The following is a 16,845-nucleotide window of genomic DNA, read 5'->3' as shown; positions in this document are numbered from 1 at the left end:
CCTCACAATTTTCGGTAAGCCGTACCGGTGACATCCTACCTCGACTGCATTAAGAACCTGTACGCAATTGCAATCAATGATACGTCCGCAATCCCCTCCGACCTCTGGACAAACTCCGGTCCGATTTTTAAAGTCCAATTATTCCTTGTTTCGGAAACAATTTCTTTTTTTCTGGGAACAGTTGGGGTTGGGTATAAGGAAGAGACATGAAAATAGCCATTACCATTGAATTAGAAAAAGAATCAGCCGAATTGTTCCAGACACCCTTTAAGAAGCTTTCAGATCAAATTAATGACTTGATGGGTATGTTTGGTAAAAAAGTTGAGGTTAATACCGAGTCTGACCTTGAACCCAACATAAATGTTAACCCAGAGTCAGGAGTTAAAACTAATACTTCAAAGCACCCGAAACCCAAAAAACGCACCAAGCCCAAGCCACAGAAATCAGTGAAAAGTACTATTCTAAAGACTATAAAAAAGAACAAAGACGGTATTAACACCAAAGATTTACAGCAACTCACTGGCTTTACTGGCAAGCAGATCTCAAATAATATGTTTCATTTGAAGAGAGAGAGTAAGGTAGAGAAACAAAGGACGGTTTGTTTATTGTCCTTTAATATTTTTGGGTTCAGGGCATATTGCCCAATTTGCCCCCTGTTTTTTGATGACGTTACAAAAATTATATTTGGTGAAGGTGAAGTGGTAAGAATAATTATGGATATGGTATCAAGTAGTCAATATATCAATCAGAAGCTCAACCCGCATTTTTTGTGCCATTTTAGAAATAGAATTAAATGGATTCTCAAAGAATATATCGAACGTTTCAGGGCTTTCTATTTGAGGCCCAAAGATAACAATGAAGTCATTATAGCCAAGGCCTGTTTCCTCACAATGTTCGTGTATAATCTGTTTTAATTCTTCAAAATTCGGATCATCCATAATCACAAGATACATGAAAATCTAAAAATGTCAAAAATAATAGGTTAGGAAATCGGCTGTCATTCCACATTGGATACGGTTGCTTATATAAAAAATAATACAAAAGAATGGCTTATTACAGTGAACATAGCTCATATAGTATAATTTTGAATTTATGACATAGTGGTCTAAAAGATCTGATTCTTTTATTCTAAAATACTTGAGACTATATTTGGTATTCTTAATAATAATGAAATTCAGCAACCTTTAAGATAGGATAATAATACTTAACTGGTGCCTAATAAAAATTTTTCATTTGATTGTTGGTTCTTTTTTCCCGTTTGCGAGATCTTTGAGACGGGTTTTGGGTTCATGAAATCGTCTGAAATAATGGACAGAACTGTCAGTAAAACCAACCCATATTCATTTTCCATGAGATTGCAAAAAGTTCAACTCCGTTTGTTCAGCTTGGCTTTAGAAAATTTTGAATCCCGGGAAAAATGATTTGGGCGGCAATAGCTGAGACAAAAAGTCCGGTAATTTTTGGAAGGATCATCAAGCCCTGCTCGCCGATCAAACGCTTCACACCGGTTGAAAGGTAAAGGATTAATCCTACGGTTACAACGGCAAGAAAGAGAGCTGAGCCGATGATGAGTTTTTCCATGTAAGAGCCAGCTTCGGCTCCAGTGACAAGAAGCACACCGATGACACCCGGGCCTACAGTGATAGGCAATGCCAGGGGGACGACTGCAATATTTCGGTCAATTACCCTGACTTGCCGTGTCATTGTTGCCTGATATCATGGATAAAGCAGAAAGAAATAAAATGGTGCCAGCCCCAATCCTGAAAGCATTTAACGTGATTCCGAACAAGTCAAAAATATATTTTCCAAATAGATAGATCACAAACGAACTGATCATCACCGCAATAGTCACCTTGATGGCGATCTGCTTTTTTTCCAAATCTTGAAACTCTCGGGTAAGGGAGAGAAATGCAGAAAGCACAAAGAATGGGGTATGAATAAAAAAAAGCTTTAAATAAAAGTTGATAAATGTCTGTAAGCCCACTATGTTATTCCATGAATTATAGGGTTGTTGAAAATCTTACACATATACCCAACTATCCTTTTGACGGTCAAGCGAAAAGTTGCTGGTATAAAAAAATCCTCGTATTCCAACAGATCAAAAAGTGGCTTAACTGAGTGTCCAAAATATCGAGGGAGGATCACTTACTCGCAACGATAAACCCATACACAACAAAACAAAATGACATACCTTGCTGAAACGCTAAAATTGGTTTGTTCTGAATTAGCATTAATGTCCCCATGCTTCCATTCATGAGCATAAAAAATAACCAACCATTCATATTGTTTTTTGCTAAAAGGTAAGTCCCAAGTAAAAATCCAAGCATCACACCAAACTCTAATAATTGAGATACTGAAACGATTCCACCATAATCATATAAACTGTACCCAGTTCCAAGTAGTATAGCGCCATAGGTGAGAAACGAGGTTATACGATCAAAGGACTTATTTGGTTTTTTATGTTCCGTGTAGACATTATACAATCCAAAAAGCATTGCAGGGAAACCTCCTGCCTCAATTGATGCAGCAATCCAATCGTGTTTAATAATAAGAATTGTAACCCAAGCAGGAATTCCTAAAATATAAATAAACCAGCCAAAAAGCTTTAGATTTTTCTTCCTATGATGGTTTTGTTTACCTTCAGATAGAGCAAAGCAAATTTTATTTATCAGATAAAAAGAACCTCCCCAAATTTGTAATATCAAATCCATATAGCGCATTTCCTGACATTTAATAATGAGAGATTTGAATGCTACCTTTGATTATCAGACTTTATGACCGGATAACAGATAAAAATAATTGGAGATAAAACTGATTGGATATCGTTTCGAATATTTTGGGTATCCTGAAGAATTCAGGACTTTGAATGCTCTTCCTGGATAATTATTCTTTATTGTCATCAATTATTCAATAGTCTTAAGCTAAGGGTAATTCCAGACCGCAGCAAGAGCGGATTACCTTGACGATTTTATCGCTTGCATTATTTTTAGTGACATAATCGATGGCACCAGCAGCAGTCATTTCAGAACCTTGTTCCTTTTCTTCATACATTGAAAGTGCAATGACTTTTATGCCGGGGTTATGTTGGCAGATAATCCGTGTGGCTTGAACCCCACCCATACCTGGCATCATAACATCCATCAATACTACGTCTGGTTTTAATTGGGCTACCATTTTTATAGCGGTCTCTCCGTCCGGTGCTTCACCCACAACATGAAAAGAAGACTCTTGTTGTAATATTCGAACAAGCCCTTCACGCAAGACAGCATGATCATCTGCCACAAGAATACAGACTTTTTCCTTTTTTTTCACATTGATTGATTTATTTGGGATTTTTCGTTTTGCATTAGAGCTTTTTATAGGCGATGAGTTTTTCCGGACTGCCGGTCTGCTTTTTTTTTCATCGAAAGGTAAATTTAAAGTGACAGTACATCCATCACCAGGGCGACTATCAATATTAACATGTCCTCCTATCCAACTTAATCGTTCCTTTAACATAAACAGACCAAACCCACCTGTCTCATATTCTGTTTCAGCAATATCAACCGGGTCGAAACCTTTACCCTTGTCGCATACCGTTACTTCAATTCGGCCATGAGGTTTTTTTGAAACAATGATCCGTGCACGTTTGACGCCTGAATGCTTGACAACATTGAGAAGCAATTCCTGTATTGCGTTAAAAATAGTTAACCTTTCTGATTCGGGAAATTCGGTCAAATCCTCTGCTCCAATTGAAAAATGGACTACCAGGCCATGAAGGCGAGCAACATGATTTTTAATCCAGTTCAAAGATTGTTTCAAAGTGCCTTCATACAAAATTGGCGGACACAAATCCATTGTCAGCATTCGGGCTTGATCAATCGCTTCGCTCACAATTTCAATGCCCTTTTTGGCATATTTTTTGTTCTCCTCATCCGTAATATTCTCTTCAACTATAGAAAAAGTAAACTTTGCGCCTGCAAGTAGTTGTTGTAAATTGTCATGCAACATGCTGGCCATACGCCTTCGTTCACGCTGTTCTACCTGAGTCAGTGTCTGTTCCATTCTCTTAAACTGCCGAGCACGTAAGTGCAATGCCTTATTGGCATTGCGTAGTTCATTTTCTGCAACACGCTGGTCTGTGAAGTCTCTCACAAGAACAATTACGGTATCTTTTCCGCAAAGTGTTACCCTCCCTTCAAACCAGCGAGATTTTCCATCGATTAAGAGTTCGTAACTAAAAGAATTAACATCACTTGGAGATGTTAATTTTGACATTGCAGTCATGCAGTCTTTACCAATAGGTGGGGGGAGAACGTCCATAACTGTTCTTCCAATTAGATCCTCACGGGGCAGAAAAAGGTCCTCTTCCGCAGCAGAAAAAATATCGATATAACTTCCGTCAAGTCCCAGGAGGAAAACAAGATCAGGCACTGCCTGCATAAGTGCACGACTCTGTTCTTCTATCACGGGAATGTTTTTTTTGGTTAGCTTGTTTACTTTATATGACATTTCCAACATTGCCTCAATTTCTTAACTGCATGAATTCGCTTTAAAAGTAATTGCTTTTAGACTAAAATTCTTTAGCATCATCAGATTATTTATTCAACTTGTTTAATAATATGAATTTTTCTTTGAACTTTTAGATTTTAAAATCAAAACACAATCTTAAGTGATCTAAAAATGTTACGAATACTTGCTTGTTTGGCATCAATTTGAATCCAGATTTCCGGTGATGTATTATTTTGGTATCCATAACAATTTTGGCGGCTGAATACTTCTAACAGGGATAATTATCCTTGATTCGTGTCATCCTGGTGTCTGACATTTGAAACACCAGAACAGGTATCAGAAAGGACCGGTAGACCCATTGATGGTTTGGCAGAACAACTTGAAACCATGTGGCGTAAGGGCCAATTGTTTGGAGTTGATTTTGGAGAGGTGAAAGTTTTCAAAATGATGCCGTGGGCATTTGGCATATATGAATTCCAAGTGAAATTTATGGATAAAGAGTTAGCTGAGTTATGTAAGGAATATTATCCTTTTTTTGGTAAAGAGTTTTTTAAGCATAAACCACACCTTATGCAAGTTATCCCCATTGAAAAGGAAATTGAGAACACGCAAGCAACTCTTCCCTATGAGCAGGTCTCAACAATTATTGAAAATGGCCATTCCTTTGCTGTGAACGAGTGTATCTGTAAAAAAGAAAAGGGACTTACAGAAAAGCCTTGTGACAAACCACTTGAAGTCTTTATGGGGATTGCACCTGTACCAGGTGTTTTTGAAGGGGACCACCCTTGGGGGGGAAGGGTGATTTCAAAAGATGAAGCATATAAAATTCTTGAAAAATCTGAAGAGGCTGGTCTCGTTCACTTAACCAGTAATGTTCAAGGCGGTCAATTTTATATTTGCAATTGCTGTGGTTGTTGCTGTGGAGTGCTGAGATCTGTTAATGAGCTTGGTTTTTCAGAAGGTTAATTCACATTTTTATGCAGCGATTGATAAAAATTTATGCAATGGTTGCGGAATATGTGCTGATGAACGATGCCAAGTTAACGCCATTGAAGAGAATGAAGAAACCTACAGCATCATAAAAGATAAATGTATTGGGTGTGGCCTTTGTATCAGTACCTGCCCTGAAGAAGCCATCGTTCTCAAACGAAAGGATGAAAAAGCTTGTGTTGTGCCACCTGTCGATGAAAATGAATGGTTTAAAAATAGAGCTCAAACAAGAGGAGTGGATTATTCTATCCACGAATAGTCATAACTGTAATTAAGCTCCCAATTTTTTATATTATCAGGGTGAATCTCTGTTTGATGGATGAAATTCCCACCAACCGCAAGATGTTGCACTTGGCTACAGTTTAAAAAAAACCGGACTATTTAATAATAGTCCACACCACACCACATCAGAATGGGATCACTTAATTTCCTTGTTTAATAAAAGCCTGTTTTTTCATTCAAATAGTCTCCAATATAGGTTATTTTGGCATATTCCATCACAATAAATTATATTTTTACACAAGTTGATTTATTGAAATTTCTTTACAGGTTATCAGAGATATTGATATGCAATTGCAGGTCATATTTTTTAATTTATTAGGTCGGATAACATTCCAAATTATATGATATCCTGATCTGTACAATAACGGGTTCAATGTGCCTGCGGCGCAATGAATGCCGAGTTGAGGATAATGCGTACCGCAGGGCGAAGAACCATCGAGTTTGAACAGGCGACCAAACAGTCGCTTCTCAACTCGGCATTCAACTAACCAATATATAGATCACATTTTAGCGGATTTTAAAAAATCCCTTCCCGGGATCTGAACAAAAATTATTTTTATCTTCAATTTAACGTAATGGGATTTTGGAAAATTTGATTGTGCCACATCCCATATCGCTTAATTTTATTTCTGAAATAAATTTGCCTAATACCACAATCTATACTATTATGATTTTTATCTAAATTGACCTTAATTTCAAATATGTTTTATGTTTTCGTCTCCTTAATATGCATTACAGAGACTTAACTAAGTGTCCACAAAACTGGGGGAGGATCAGTCTTTCTGGACCCATTTTCCCAGGGTTTAAATGATAATCGCAATACTTGTAGAAATTCATATTGTATTTTCTTCTATCATCGTACAGACAAAAAGGAGAACAGGTTATGAAAGAGTTGATTCAGTACATTGCCCGAGCTTTGGTTGATAATCCGGACCAGGTTATTGTTCAGGAAATCACGACTCAGCAGACCCTTGTTCTGGAGCTACAGGTTGTAAAAGAAGACCTTGGGAAAGTGATTGGTAAAAAAGGCAGAACAGCCCAGGCCATGCGAACTATTTTATCGTGTGCATCTGCAAAAGAAAAAAAACGGGCTATTTTAGAAATAGTTGAATAATAGCCGAACCGATCCTTACGAAGTGGGGGGGGCGTTATGGTTGCGGAGAATAATATATCAACGGAGTTATGTAAAAAATGTGCTGACTGTTGTAAAAACTACCCTTTAATAGAATTATCTGAAAATGAAATTAATTCATTAGAATTGTTGACAGGATTACATTCTGGTACGTTTATAAACTCAAAAGGTAAAGCAGATGAAGGATATTTTTTACAATTTAAAGAAAACGGATATTGTTTTTTCTTAAATGAGAATAACGGCAGTTATTCTTGTCGTATATATGAAGCAAGGCCAGAAATATGTAAAAATTATCCATCAAACATCAGACAGCAAGAAGTCTGTAATTCAAATAGGGGAAAATTCATGAGTAATAGTTTCGGCTAACTGTAGCGGTCTGATTTCACAAATGGCCTGATCTGCACGCATCACCAAATCTCGACTCACTTTAATTGCACCTGGGACCAGATTAAATCCCACTGGCTCAAATTGTTTACCATCGGGCTTAAATTAAGTGCATCTATAATCAGCTCAAGTCCCCAATTAAAGTTAATCGTGAGCTTGCTTTATTTGATTTTGTATTTCCCTATAAAATTTAATCTGGGAATCCAGCCATTTCAGAATTTCTATCTACTAATATTGTTACACACTCATATTTTTTTGATAGCCATTGAGAATTATTTAATCAGTTATTTTTTCATAATATAAAAAAATAATAAAATTGATTGCTTTATTCAAGAGAACAGATAATGGAAAAGTGTCCCTTCTGCGCAGAAAAAATTCAAGATGAAGCGATAAATTGCAAGCACTGTGGTGAATTTCTGAATGCCTCCAACGACTACTACTCCTGTTTTGTTATGGAAAAGGTCAAATAGTCTTTCGGAAAATCCTTTATTATCATCGCAGTCTTTTGTGTAGGGCCTCTGGTATTTCCACTAATTTGGTGGCATCCGCAAATGACAAGGACATGGAAGATTGGACTCACAATAGGAATACTTGTTCTCAGTTGGATTTTGTTCCAAACCACAATGGAATCCATTCATACTCTCAAGGAGTATTACGAGCTACTTGAAGTGCTGTGAAATGATCGGGGGGGTATGTGTATGATGTAAGTAGTTTGATTGAAAATTGGTTCATTTGATTGAGCTTGGGCAAATATAAATGCCCACCAGATGCCCATAGGCAATTTTTTGAAAATAAATTCGTCAGGCTTGAATATCTGGGAAATGACGAGTTTCAATACAGCCAGATGAGACACAATGGAAAATGGAATCCAACATTTAAAACGACCACAGATAAGTGTTTGAAACATGTTACTTCGGAAATCCCTTTTTGATGGAAAAATTAATGTAGAGATTACAGTTATAAACATTGCTTTTGAAGAATTGGAGAATCAGAAGCATTGAGTGCACAGAATGAAGCAATCAAATTTTAAATATTTAGTTTACATTATATGAACCAGCCCCGTCATCATAAACCATTCTTCCAAATTAAAGTGTATATAGAGCTGAAAATTTGAATTTGATAGAATATTATCAAACCATGTGAGACTTCCAATGCTGGATATTAAACCCAAAAAGCAACCTAAATTGGAGATTAGAATTCTGTTTTTGGAAGTTCCAACAGGAATATTAACACATCGTGAATCTGCAATGTTCGGTAATCAGTAATTAGCGGTCCATTGGTCCCGTTATTGCTTATTTGATTTGGGTATAGGGGTACCCGTGTGTTACTTAACCAAAGATCTTCTTGACCCAAAGGAATGAATTATTGTTAACGATTCAGGAAAAATTGGAGGCCGTTTACCAACACTATAATCGGCGCAAATATGTGGACCCTGATCCCCTGCTTTTTTTATATGATTACCAGGAAGTCCGGGACAGGGAAATTGCAGGGATTGTGGCTGCCTGCCTTGCCTATGGCCGGGTTGAGATGATCATGAAGACCGTGGGCCGGGTACTGGAGAAGATGGGACCCTCTCCTTTTGAGTTTTTGAACAGCACCCGGGATGGGAAAATTGATGCCCTGTTCTTAGGGTTTAAATACCGGTTTGCCACCGATGTCCATTTGTCCAACCTGCTCAAAGGAATCAAAGGGGTGATAATGGAATTCGGATCCCTTGAAAATTGTTTTTCAGCCGGTGCCGGGAGATCGGATAAGACAGTTTTAACCGGTCTCGGTCAGCTGTACCAAGGACTCAATCAAAGAGGATACACAGGGCATCTGCTGGCAGACCCCAGCAAGACCAGCGCTTGTAAGCGAAGCCATTTGTTTTTGCGGTGGATGGTTCGAAAGGATGCCGTGGATCCGGGGGGGTGGGATAGTGTCTCTCCTTGTCAATTGATCATCCCCCTTGATACACATATGTATAAAATTGGCACCATGCTGGGGTTTACCCGGCGCAAAAGCCCGGATAAGATGTGTGCCCTTGAAATAACCGCAGGTTTCAGGGCGCTTTTGAGTGCTGACCCGGTGAAGTATGACTTTTCCCTGACCCGATTCGGGATTCGACGAACCCTTGATATGGATGAGCTGAAGGAGTTTCTCAATTCAGCGGATTCGCCAGGCGATTCGCCGGGTAATTTGTCGGGCAAATTTTCAGACAAAGGACAGGAGATTGAAGGTGACCTATAAAGGATATGAACTGCCACGCCTGATACAAGGCAAACTTGTCAAAAGGTATAAACGGTTCCTGGCAGATATTGAATTGGAAACTGGGGAGATTGTTATTGCCCATTGTGCCAATTCGGGCTCCATGCGAGGATGTGCTACCCCCGGAGATCCTGTATGGATTTCCCAAAGTGACAATCCCAAACGCAAATTAAAATATACCTGGGAGTTGATTCAGTCAAAGGATTCCATGATCGGTGTCAATACCCAAGTGCCCAATAAATTGGTTAAAGCCTCCATCGAGAACGGACTGATCCCAGAATTAAAAGAATATACACGGGTGACAGCGGAAGTTAAAACCAGTGACCATACACGGCTGGACCTGCTCTTGGAAAATGGGGCAGAAAATAAATGTTATGTGGAGATTAAAAATTGCACCCTGGTGGAAGAGGGGGTCGCCATGTTCCCCGATGCCGTGACCACCCGGGGGCAAAAGCATCTGGATGAACTGGTTGACCTGAAGCGGCAAGGCCATAGAGCCGTGATATTTTATCTGATCCAGCGAATGGATGCTCGGGAGTTTACCCCGGCCGCCATGATTGATGCGGTTTATGCACAAAAATTACACCATGCCGTGGAAAACGGGGTGGAAATCATGACCTGGGATACCGATATCGATACCGGGTGTATCGCGATTCGCAGGTCAGTTCCGGTTCGTTTATAAGATCAGCTATGCCTTTGGTCTTTTCAAATTCAGGGCGGGTGACAAAAAAAAACAGGGCCGTGTTGACAATCTACCACTCTGTAGTATTTTACAAAAAGGCATCGGCCTGACAATAAGTGTCGTTGAACTTTGATTAAGGAGAAAATTATGTGGGACTATACGGATAAAGTAAAAGAACATTTTTTGCACCCCAGGAACGTGGGTGAACTTGAAGGAGCCAATGCCATCGGAGAAACCGGTTCACTCAATTGCGGGGATGCATTGAAATTATATTTAAAGGTGAATGAAAATGAAAGAATCATTGAAGCCACCTTTATGACCTTTGGCTGTGCCAGTGCAGTGGCCTCCTCTTCTGCCCTCACAGAAATTATCAAGGGGATGACCCTTGATGACGCTGCCAAAATTACCAATGATGATATTTCCGATTATCTGGGCGGCTTGCCCAAGGCAAAAATGCATTGTTCGGTCATGGGGCAATCGGCCCTTAAAAAAGCCATTGCCAATTTCAGAGGGGTTCAGATCCTGGCAAAACCGGGTCAGATCGTCTGCGAATGTTTTGATGTGACCGACCTTGAGATCATTGATGCGGTGAGGGCCAACGGCCTTGAAACCACGGATGACGTCACCGATTATTTGAAAGCCGGCGGTGGTTGCGGTCAATGTCTGGAACGGATCGAAGAAGTAATCGCCGTTGCCAAAGCCAAAGGATAATTTCCCTATGAAAGTAATATATACGGACAACAATGCTACCACAAAGGTTGCAGGAGAGGTTATCGACGAGATGATGCCTTATTTCGGTGAACTTTATGGGAATCCTTCTTCCATGCACACCTTTGGAGATATGGTTGGCAAAAAGATAAAACAGGCCCGGCAGCGGGTGGCAGACCTCATCAATGCAGACCCCGAAGAGATCGTGTTTACCTCCTGCGGTACGGAAAGTGATAATGCAGCCATCAATGCTGCTATTAAGGCCTTCCCCGAAAAAAAACATCTCATCACCTCTGCCGTGGAACATCCGGCCATTAAGAATCTTTTTTCCTATCTTGAGAAGACACAAGGGTATACGGTTACCTTTGTGCCGGTTGACAAGAAAGGCCGTTTGAATACAGATCTCTTGTACGAGAGCATGTCGGAAAATACCGCTATTATTTCCCTCATGTGGGCCAACAATGAGACCGGGGTTATTTTCCCCATTGAGGAAGTGGTTCAACGAGCCAACGAACGCGGGATCCTTTTCCATACCGATGCTGTCCAGGCCATGGGTAAAATAGACATTGACGTGAAAAAAGTGGGCGTGGACATGCTTTCCTTCTCCGGCCATAAAATCCATGCCCCCAAGGGGATTGGCGTTCTCTATGTCAAAAAAGGATTTAAATTTACCCCCTATCTCATTGGGGGGCACCAGGAAGGCGGCCGCAGGGGTGGCACCGAAAATTCCGCTTTTATCATCGGTCTTGGCAAGGCCTGCGAAATAGCCAAACAAAATTTAGGCATTATGAATACCCAGGTAAGGGAACTGAGGGATTATCTGCAATCCCAGTTGCTGGAGAAAATTTCCTGCACCTCGGTGAACGGTGTGCAAGACGATCGATTGCCAAATACCTTGTCCATCGGGTTTGATGCAGTGGAGGGTGAATCCATCTTGTTGCTTTTGGACCGGGACGGTATTTGTGCCTCTTCCGGCTCTGCCTGTACTTCGGGCTCTCTGGATCCTTCCCATGTGCTCATGGCCATGGAAGTGCCTTTTAAGTCTGCCCACGGCACCATTCGTTTTTCTTTGTCCCACTATAATACAAAGGACGAGATGGATCTCATCGTAAAAAATATGGTCCCCACCATTGAAAAATTAAGAGCCATGTCTCCCTTTTGGAAAGACGGCAAAGTGGTATAATTGAACTTAAAAAAAGGCTGGGCCTGCTAGAAGATTTCCTCAAATGCAGATAGGTATTCATCTTAATACCTGTCTGCATTGCCATTTCAATATCAAAAACCTTTACGGATGGGTTCTTATTCATTAGAATACCGTATAATATTAAAATTTTAATAGAGTGCGGATTCAAGTATGCTTTCCAATAAAAAAAAATATTTCATCCAGGTAGCCCTGATGTTGGTTGTCTTTTTTCTTGTTTTGTCCAGCCTGGTATTTAAACTTGTTGTTGAGATGAGATCTGAGTCCATACGAAAAGAAGCCGAACAGATTGAAAAACAAAAAATGAAAACCCAATTCCTTTCAAATATTGAACAGCAGTATCAACAGATGCAAAAGCTGTATCAGGCAAAGGAATACGAAAAAGTCATCAATATAATAAAGGTGTTTAACCAGTACGAACAATCAGACTATAAAGAGTTGGCAACTATAAAAAAAGAGATCCGGTTGTTTTATCTGAAGAAAAAGCTGGATTTCATTCCAAAGATTCATTTAAATGAGTATATACAATTATCAAAAGATATTGAGATAGAAGAAGATAATTCGACACAGGTATTTATTCGGACACCCCGATACGGCCAGTATTTTTATCCATCGGACTTTCCCATCCTCCTTGAAGGGGTCGCCCTGTCGGTAACCGGTGACTTTTCAGAGGATATCGTCTGGACAAGTTCCATTGATGGAAATCTTGGAAAAGGGAAACAACTGGCCGTTCGCCTCTCCATTGGTGAACATAGAATTACTGCCCTAGGTACTAACGGGATGACAACCGGCACGATGGAGACCCGGGTTTATATTGAGCGAGATCCTGTTTTTATAAAACAGCAACCCAAAAATTAAGGATATTCATATTGCACAATTTATTAATTTGAGTTACCATCTGAGCCATGTATAGTCAAAAACAACTTGATGCCATTGATGATGTGATTCAAACCAACCTGATTGTAGCCGGGCTGGATCATGTTATTTTTATGGATATGGGCGGCAATGCCATTGCCAAGCATGACAACGGGAAAAGTAATCTGGATTCGACGGCCTTTGCAGCCTTGGCTGCTGGTAATTATGCAGCAGTTGATGCCATGGCAAAGCTGGTTGGGGAATCTGAGTTTTCACTTTTGTTTCATAAGGGTAAAAAATTAAGCATTCATTTCAGCAAAGTGACAGACGATACACTTTTAATTTCCATGTTTAATAAAGAATTATCTCTGGGACTTGTGAGATTAAAAGTGGTTGATACCATCAAGGAAATCAATCAGATTTTGGTCGAGGGCTGATATTTTTTAAATCGTGGCGCCTGCATCCATGGGTGGCTTGGGGAGGGAAAACTTGGCACTCATCAATGTAAAAACAAAAGAAGTTCAGATCAAAATTGTATATTATGGTCCGGGAAGAGGTGGAAAAACAACAAATCTTGAATACATCAACGAGACCTACCAGGACCGGATCAAGACACAGATGGTCAGTCTTAAAACCCATGACGATCGGACACTTTTTTTTGATTTTTTACCCTTTGATGTGGGCCAGATAAAAGGGTTTGATATAACCATCCAACTCTATACTGTTCCCGGGCAGGTAAAATATAATGCAACCCGAAGACTGGTTCTGAGAGGTGTTGACGGTATTGTCTTTGTTGCAGATGTTCAAAAAGAGCAGCGCAAAAAAAATATTGAGTCTTTAAATCAATTGTATGAGAATATGGAGACCTACAATCTTGATTTGTTTGAGATGCCCCTTGTGATGCAGTATAATAAAATAGATCTGAAACAAGCCAACATCCCGATCTTATCTTCACAAACCCTGCAAAAAGATCTTAACAGCAGCCTGCAAGCCCCTGCTTTTGAGGCCAGTGCATTAAGCGGCGGTAATGTGATTCTTACGTTGAAAAAAATTATATCCATAACATTGGCATCTATTCAAGATCAGTTTTTTTAAGGAGGTTTTTTGAATTCACTTATTGAACTCAAACAGGCGATTGATTCCATGGAATCCCGGATTGACGATAATGTTGTGGATCTATTTCAACAACAGCTTTCAATCCTTGGTGAACAATATGCTGCCAAAACTGCAGTGATCTCTGTCATAAAAATGATGCAAGCCATTGGCAGATATATGGGTTCCAGACGAGACACTGCCGATAAAGATGCTTTGCCCGTTTTAAATTCCCTTGCCATTGAGCTTGAAAAATTTGTGACAGATCCTGAACTTACGCGAGAACAAATCAATCAAATTTTATCGGAATGTATTCAAAACTATAAATCCTTGAAAAGTAAAATTGCGTCTCAACCCCTGGTTACGAAAGCGGAACTCCAGGATTTAAAAGCTGTAATTCTTGCCATTGATTGGGAAATTTCAGAGATAACACTGAAAACATTTGATACGGTGACAAGCCGGATGCTGACCCGATTAAAATTCCATAAAATTCTTCATGCCTATTTAATGATCATACACAGCGTGGGGCAATATATTGCTTCAAAAAAAGCAACGGCCCATAAAGGTTCCCTCTCGTTTTTGCGTTCTGCTTTCGAAAATTTTGAACGGATTGTTCAGAGGCCTGACATGCCCTTAAAAGAAAAACAACAATTGGTAGAAAAGGATATCCAGGCTTTTCACAATTTTAAACGGGAACTCACAACGTTAGAGGGAAACAGCCCCGTTCCCTCTGATACCATTGATACAATGGAGGATGAAATCATCCAACCGGCACTGTCCCATGTCACGACCTCCTCCAGGCAAGTCGCCGAGGATGTTGTGCCACTGAGTCCATTGTCAGAGACATCCTTTGCCGGGCAATCCTTGGATGACGAGAATATAACCCCTGCTTTAGCGGGCAGGAAAAAAGTATTACCGGTTTCCCGGGATATTATGGAGGATCTTTTCAGCGGTAAAGAATCACCTGCAGATGAATTGCTGGATGCCATTCATCTTTCAAATGTTCAGGGCCCTGACCAGAAGGGGGCCATGAATATGGAACCGACAAAAGAAGAACTTCAAGAAGAAGGGATTAAAAATTTTACTCCCCATCGAAGGGGCAATGCGCCCATACCTGAAATTGGAAATCGGCTGGATGAGTTTTTCAACCTGGATATTTCTGAAAGCAGCAATACTGCACCAGCAGTTACTGAAGAGGATGCCCCTCTGGAGGCTGCAGATGGCAGCGGTATATCCTTGGCAGATGATAGCCCCATGGAAACCATTGTTCCATTCCAACATGAAGATGAATTTTTTGAAGAAATCCTCGTCGAAGAAAATACAGGTGAAGAAAATACAGGTGAAGAAAATACAGGCGAAGAAAATACGGACCCGGAATATTCAACCCAAACAATACTCAATAGGGTATTCACCCTTGTGAAAACCCATAAGGGGTTATTGGAAGAGCAGACAGCCATTGATCGAGATATTTCCTATCTTAAAACCCGGTGGTTCGATGATTCCGATAAAACAATGCTGGTGGATATCATATCCTGCCTGTTAATGGAAATTTACCCCCCTGCTTTGACGGGTTCTGAAACCATGGTGGGTGAAACAGAAACAGTGGAGCTCCCCCCAGAACAATTGGTCGGCCAACCCTTGGGTTTTTGGTGGAAAATTAAATCGATATTCTTTAAATAATAATAATATGATTTTTTTCTGTGAGGATTGCGGGGCAAAAAATGATTTAGCCGGGGCAGATTTTAACGCTGGCCGGGTTGTATTTCGCTGTTGTTCATGTGGATACATGAATTCGTACCCAGTTCCTGGGACTGAGAACGAAACAAATATTCTTGTGGAAAAAATCCAATCCCATCCTGAAATAATCGGTGTTTTTTTATACCATGGGAAAAAGGGTACCATCACAAATCATATGCCCAAAATTTTAACCCGGGCGGATCTTGAAGTGCTGGGAAGCTATTTGAGTAAAAGCTATTTGACGGGGTTGTCTCATTATCCGGATATCCATCGAGTGATGATTGCCATATCAGATAAAAATATCACCCTTCAGCGGCTTGCTTCTGACTTGTTTCTTTTTGTTGTCAGCAAAAGTATTGATTTGCCGCCGGCAATAGAGGCTTTATTGATATCAGTGAGCCACAAGGACAATGGCAATGAGTTTTTCTGAAACCTTTTTACAGATTTCTAAAATTAAAGGGGTTGATGAATATATTTTTATGGACAGTCGAGGAAATATTGTAGCCCATGACATTAAGGATTCCCAAAAGGTTTCCGAGATGGTCTTCGCCTGTGGCCAGAATATTTGTGCCATTGGACGAGATAAATTTAAATATGCGGTTTTTTCAAGAAAAAATAAACGAGATATTATAATTTTTCCTGTTGGTAATTATCTCCTTGGGGTGGTAAAATACGAGAAAGCAGAGAGTCTTGTTCTTGTGGATATTATATTAAAATTTCTTCAGGAGCATTTTAGTAAAAAGGTCATATATAAAAGGGAGGATCCATGACCGCACAGATGGTCATTTCTATTTTTACCTTGGTGATATATCTTATTATCATATTTGTATTCAATAAAGCGCGGATTCGATATGCCGGTGGAAAAGTTGGCAAGGTGATCAACCTGATTCTTATAACGGTCTGTCTTTTGTTCGTTGCGGATTATGTGACAATTTTTGACCAGGTTATAGACGCTGAAATCCTTGGTATTATCAAGGCCCTGTTTAGAACTGCCGCCCTTTCCTTTTTGGCCTATGGTGGGACAAAAATAGCGGATTCATAAAG

Annotated in this window: 22 protein-coding genes; 18 read left to right on the top strand and 4 right to left on the bottom strand. The window is 39.9% G+C overall.

Translation table 11 applies throughout. The features are described from left to right. Nucleotides 1-206 precede the first annotated feature (206 nt). Nucleotides 207-914, top strand: coding sequence for a hypothetical protein (locus ACZ45G_RS24750; RefSeq protein WP_464173217.1), 708 nt, complete (start codon nt 207-209; stop codon nt 912-914). 466 nt (nt 915-1,380) lie between these two features. Here the strand turns inward: ACZ45G_RS24750 and ACZ45G_RS24745 are convergent, their stop codons facing one another. The 4 genes from ACZ45G_RS24745 to ACZ45G_RS24730 all read right to left on the bottom strand — a co-directional run bounded on the left by ACZ45G_RS24745 (nt 1,381) and on the right by ACZ45G_RS24730 (nt 4,491). Beyond that, the gene (locus ACZ45G_RS24745) at nt 1,381-1,704 is read right to left on the bottom strand and encodes a MarC family protein (protein WP_464173216.1); all 324 of its coding nucleotides are present in this window, start codon (nt 1,702-1,704) and stop codon (nt 1,381-1,383) included. Next, on the bottom strand, nt 1,679-1,921 hold the full coding sequence (locus ACZ45G_RS24740; protein ID WP_464180010.1) for a MarC family protein: 243 nt from the start codon (nt 1,919-1,921) through the stop codon (nt 1,679-1,681). The genes ACZ45G_RS24745 and ACZ45G_RS24740 overlap by 26 nt, the downstream gene beginning before the upstream one ends. 220 nt (nt 1,922-2,141) lie before the next feature. Then, the gene (locus ACZ45G_RS24735) at nt 2,142-2,711 is read right to left on the bottom strand and encodes a hypothetical protein (protein WP_464173215.1); all 570 of its coding nucleotides are present in this window, start codon (nt 2,709-2,711) and stop codon (nt 2,142-2,144) included. Between the two features lie 205 nt (nt 2,712-2,916). Further along, nucleotides 2,917-4,491: a response regulator gene (locus ACZ45G_RS24730; RefSeq protein ID WP_464173214.1), complete on the bottom strand. Its 1,575-nt coding sequence runs from the start codon at nt 4,489-4,491 to the stop codon at nt 2,917-2,919. A gap of 366 nt (nt 4,492-4,857) precedes the next feature. On the opposite strand from ACZ45G_RS24730, the gene ACZ45G_RS24725 reads away from it, so the two are divergent. The 17 genes from ACZ45G_RS24725 to ACZ45G_RS24645 all read left to right on the top strand — a co-directional run bounded on the left by ACZ45G_RS24725 (nt 4,858) and on the right by ACZ45G_RS24645 (nt 16,843). After that, complete coding sequence (locus ACZ45G_RS24725) at nt 4,858-5,457, top strand: hypothetical protein (RefSeq protein WP_464173213.1); 600 nt, start codon at nt 4,858-4,860, stop codon at nt 5,455-5,457. Then, complete coding sequence (locus tag ACZ45G_RS24720; RefSeq protein WP_464173212.1) at nt 5,432-5,740, top strand: DUF362 domain-containing protein; 309 nt, start codon at nt 5,432-5,434, stop codon at nt 5,738-5,740. The genes ACZ45G_RS24725 and ACZ45G_RS24720 overlap by 26 nt, the downstream gene beginning before the upstream one ends. 906 nt (nt 5,741-6,646) lie before the next feature. Beyond that, complete coding sequence (locus ACZ45G_RS24715) at nt 6,647-6,877, top strand: KH domain-containing protein (protein WP_464173211.1); 231 nt, start codon at nt 6,647-6,649, stop codon at nt 6,875-6,877. A 36-nt stretch (nt 6,878-6,913) separates the two neighbouring features. Continuing rightward, nucleotides 6,914-7,261 carry a YkgJ family cysteine cluster protein gene (locus tag ACZ45G_RS24710; RefSeq protein ID WP_464173210.1) on the top strand — a complete coding sequence of 116 codons (348 nt, stop codon included), beginning with the start codon at nt 6,914-6,916 and terminating at the stop codon, nt 7,259-7,261. A gap of 362 nt (nt 7,262-7,623) precedes the next feature. Then, on the top strand, nt 7,624-7,749 hold the full coding sequence (locus ACZ45G_RS24705; protein WP_464173209.1) for a zinc ribbon domain-containing protein: 126 nt from the start codon (nt 7,624-7,626) through the stop codon (nt 7,747-7,749). Nucleotides 7,750-8,015: 266 nt separating this feature from the next. After that, nucleotides 8,016-8,210, top strand: coding sequence for a hypothetical protein (locus ACZ45G_RS24700; protein WP_464173208.1), 195 nt, complete (start codon nt 8,016-8,018; stop codon nt 8,208-8,210). Between the two features lie 434 nt (nt 8,211-8,644). Beyond that, on the top strand, nt 8,645-9,508 hold the full coding sequence (locus ACZ45G_RS24695) for a TIGR02757 family protein (RefSeq protein ID WP_464173206.1): 864 nt from the start codon (nt 8,645-8,647) through the stop codon (nt 9,506-9,508). After that, nucleotides 9,498-10,208 (top strand): DNA/RNA nuclease SfsA, encoded by a 711-nt coding sequence (sfsA, locus tag ACZ45G_RS24690; protein WP_464173205.1) that lies wholly within the window; start codon nt 9,498-9,500, stop codon nt 10,206-10,208. Before ACZ45G_RS24695 ends, sfsA begins: the two co-directional genes overlap by 11 nt. A 147-nt stretch (nt 10,209-10,355) precedes the next feature. After that, the gene (nifU, locus tag ACZ45G_RS24685; protein WP_464173204.1) at nt 10,356-10,919 is read left to right on the top strand and encodes a Fe-S cluster assembly protein NifU; all 564 of its coding nucleotides are present in this window, start codon (nt 10,356-10,358) and stop codon (nt 10,917-10,919) included. A 7-nt stretch (nt 10,920-10,926) separates the two neighbouring features. Next, nucleotides 10,927-12,099 carry a cysteine desulfurase NifS gene (gene nifS / locus ACZ45G_RS24680; RefSeq protein ID WP_464173202.1) on the top strand — a complete coding sequence of 391 codons (1,173 nt, stop codon included), beginning with the start codon at nt 10,927-10,929 and terminating at the stop codon, nt 12,097-12,099. A 171-nt stretch (nt 12,100-12,270) separates the two neighbouring features. Beyond that, complete coding sequence (locus ACZ45G_RS24675) at nt 12,271-12,975, top strand: hypothetical protein (protein ID WP_464173200.1); 705 nt, start codon at nt 12,271-12,273, stop codon at nt 12,973-12,975. Between the two features lie 47 nt (nt 12,976-13,022). Beyond that, nucleotides 13,023-13,409 carry a roadblock/LC7 domain-containing protein gene (locus ACZ45G_RS24670; RefSeq protein WP_464173199.1) on the top strand — a complete coding sequence of 129 codons (387 nt, stop codon included), beginning with the start codon at nt 13,023-13,025 and terminating at the stop codon, nt 13,407-13,409. 52 nt (nt 13,410-13,461) lie between these two features. After that, nucleotides 13,462-14,067 (top strand): GTP-binding protein, encoded by a 606-nt coding sequence (locus ACZ45G_RS24665; RefSeq protein ID WP_464173198.1) that lies wholly within the window; start codon nt 13,462-13,464, stop codon nt 14,065-14,067. A gap of 9 nt (nt 14,068-14,076) precedes the next feature. Beyond that, entirely contained in the window at nt 14,077-15,744 is a 1,668-nt protein-coding gene (locus ACZ45G_RS24660) for a hypothetical protein (RefSeq protein WP_464173197.1), read from the top strand. A 106-nt stretch (nt 15,745-15,850) separates the two neighbouring features. After that, a complete protein-coding gene (locus ACZ45G_RS24655; RefSeq protein WP_464173195.1) occupies nt 15,851-16,231 on the top strand; it encodes a hypothetical protein in 381 nt (126 codons plus the stop codon). Then, on the top strand, nt 16,218-16,571 hold the full coding sequence (locus tag ACZ45G_RS24650) for a hypothetical protein (RefSeq protein WP_464173194.1): 354 nt from the start codon (nt 16,218-16,220) through the stop codon (nt 16,569-16,571). The genes ACZ45G_RS24655 and ACZ45G_RS24650 overlap by 14 nt, the downstream gene beginning before the upstream one ends. Next, the gene (locus ACZ45G_RS24645) at nt 16,568-16,843 is read left to right on the top strand and encodes a hypothetical protein (RefSeq protein ID WP_464173193.1); all 276 of its coding nucleotides are present in this window, start codon (nt 16,568-16,570) and stop codon (nt 16,841-16,843) included. Before ACZ45G_RS24650 ends, ACZ45G_RS24645 begins: the two co-directional genes overlap by 4 nt. Nucleotides 16,844-16,845: the final 2 nt, after the last annotated feature.

The organism is Desulfoconvexum algidum (assembly GCF_055382125.1).
The sequence above is the reverse complement of the archived record's forward strand: the minus strand, read 5'-3'. Positions and strand labels throughout refer to the sequence as shown.

Excerpts from the sequence above, each read along its gene's own strand:
- ACZ45G_RS24670 (WP_464173199.1), top strand. The coding sequence starts at position 13,023 with ATGTATAGTCAAAAACAACTTGATGCCATTGATGATGTGATTCAAACC.
- ACZ45G_RS24750 (WP_464173217.1), top strand. The coding sequence starts at position 207 with ATGAAAATAGCCATTACCATTGAATTAGAAAAAGAATCAGCCGAATTG.
- nifU (WP_464173204.1), top strand. The coding sequence starts at position 10,356 with ATGTGGGACTATACGGATAAAGTAAAAGAACATTTTTTGCACCCCAGG.
- ACZ45G_RS24645 (WP_464173193.1), top strand. The coding sequence starts at position 16,568 with ATGACCGCACAGATGGTCATTTCTATTTTTACCTTGGTGATATATCTT.
- ACZ45G_RS24710 (WP_464173210.1), top strand. The coding sequence starts at position 6,914 with ATGGTTGCGGAGAATAATATATCAACGGAGTTATGTAAAAAATGTGCT.
- ACZ45G_RS24675 (WP_464173200.1), top strand. The coding sequence starts at position 12,271 with ATGCTTTCCAATAAAAAAAAATATTTCATCCAGGTAGCCCTGATGTTG.
- ACZ45G_RS24655 (WP_464173195.1), top strand. The coding sequence starts at position 15,851 with ATGAATTCGTACCCAGTTCCTGGGACTGAGAACGAAACAAATATTCTT.
- ACZ45G_RS24735 (WP_464173215.1), bottom strand. The coding sequence starts at position 2,711 with ATGGATTTGATATTACAAATTTGGGGAGGTTCTTTTTATCTGATAAAT.
- ACZ45G_RS24745 (WP_464173216.1), bottom strand. The coding sequence starts at position 1,704 with ATGACACGGCAAGTCAGGGTAATTGACCGAAATATTGCAGTCGTCCCC.
- nifS (WP_464173202.1), top strand. The coding sequence starts at position 10,927 with ATGAAAGTAATATATACGGACAACAATGCTACCACAAAGGTTGCAGGA.
- ACZ45G_RS24715 (WP_464173211.1), top strand. The coding sequence starts at position 6,647 with ATGAAAGAGTTGATTCAGTACATTGCCCGAGCTTTGGTTGATAATCCG.
- ACZ45G_RS24650 (WP_464173194.1), top strand. The coding sequence starts at position 16,218 with ATGAGTTTTTCTGAAACCTTTTTACAGATTTCTAAAATTAAAGGGGTT.
- ACZ45G_RS24730 (WP_464173214.1), bottom strand. The coding sequence starts at position 4,491 with ATGTCATATAAAGTAAACAAGCTAACCAAAAAAAACATTCCCGTGATA.
- ACZ45G_RS24720 (WP_464173212.1), top strand. The coding sequence starts at position 5,432 with ATGAGCTTGGTTTTTCAGAAGGTTAATTCACATTTTTATGCAGCGATT.
- ACZ45G_RS24705 (WP_464173209.1), top strand. The coding sequence starts at position 7,624 with ATGGAAAAGTGTCCCTTCTGCGCAGAAAAAATTCAAGATGAAGCGATA.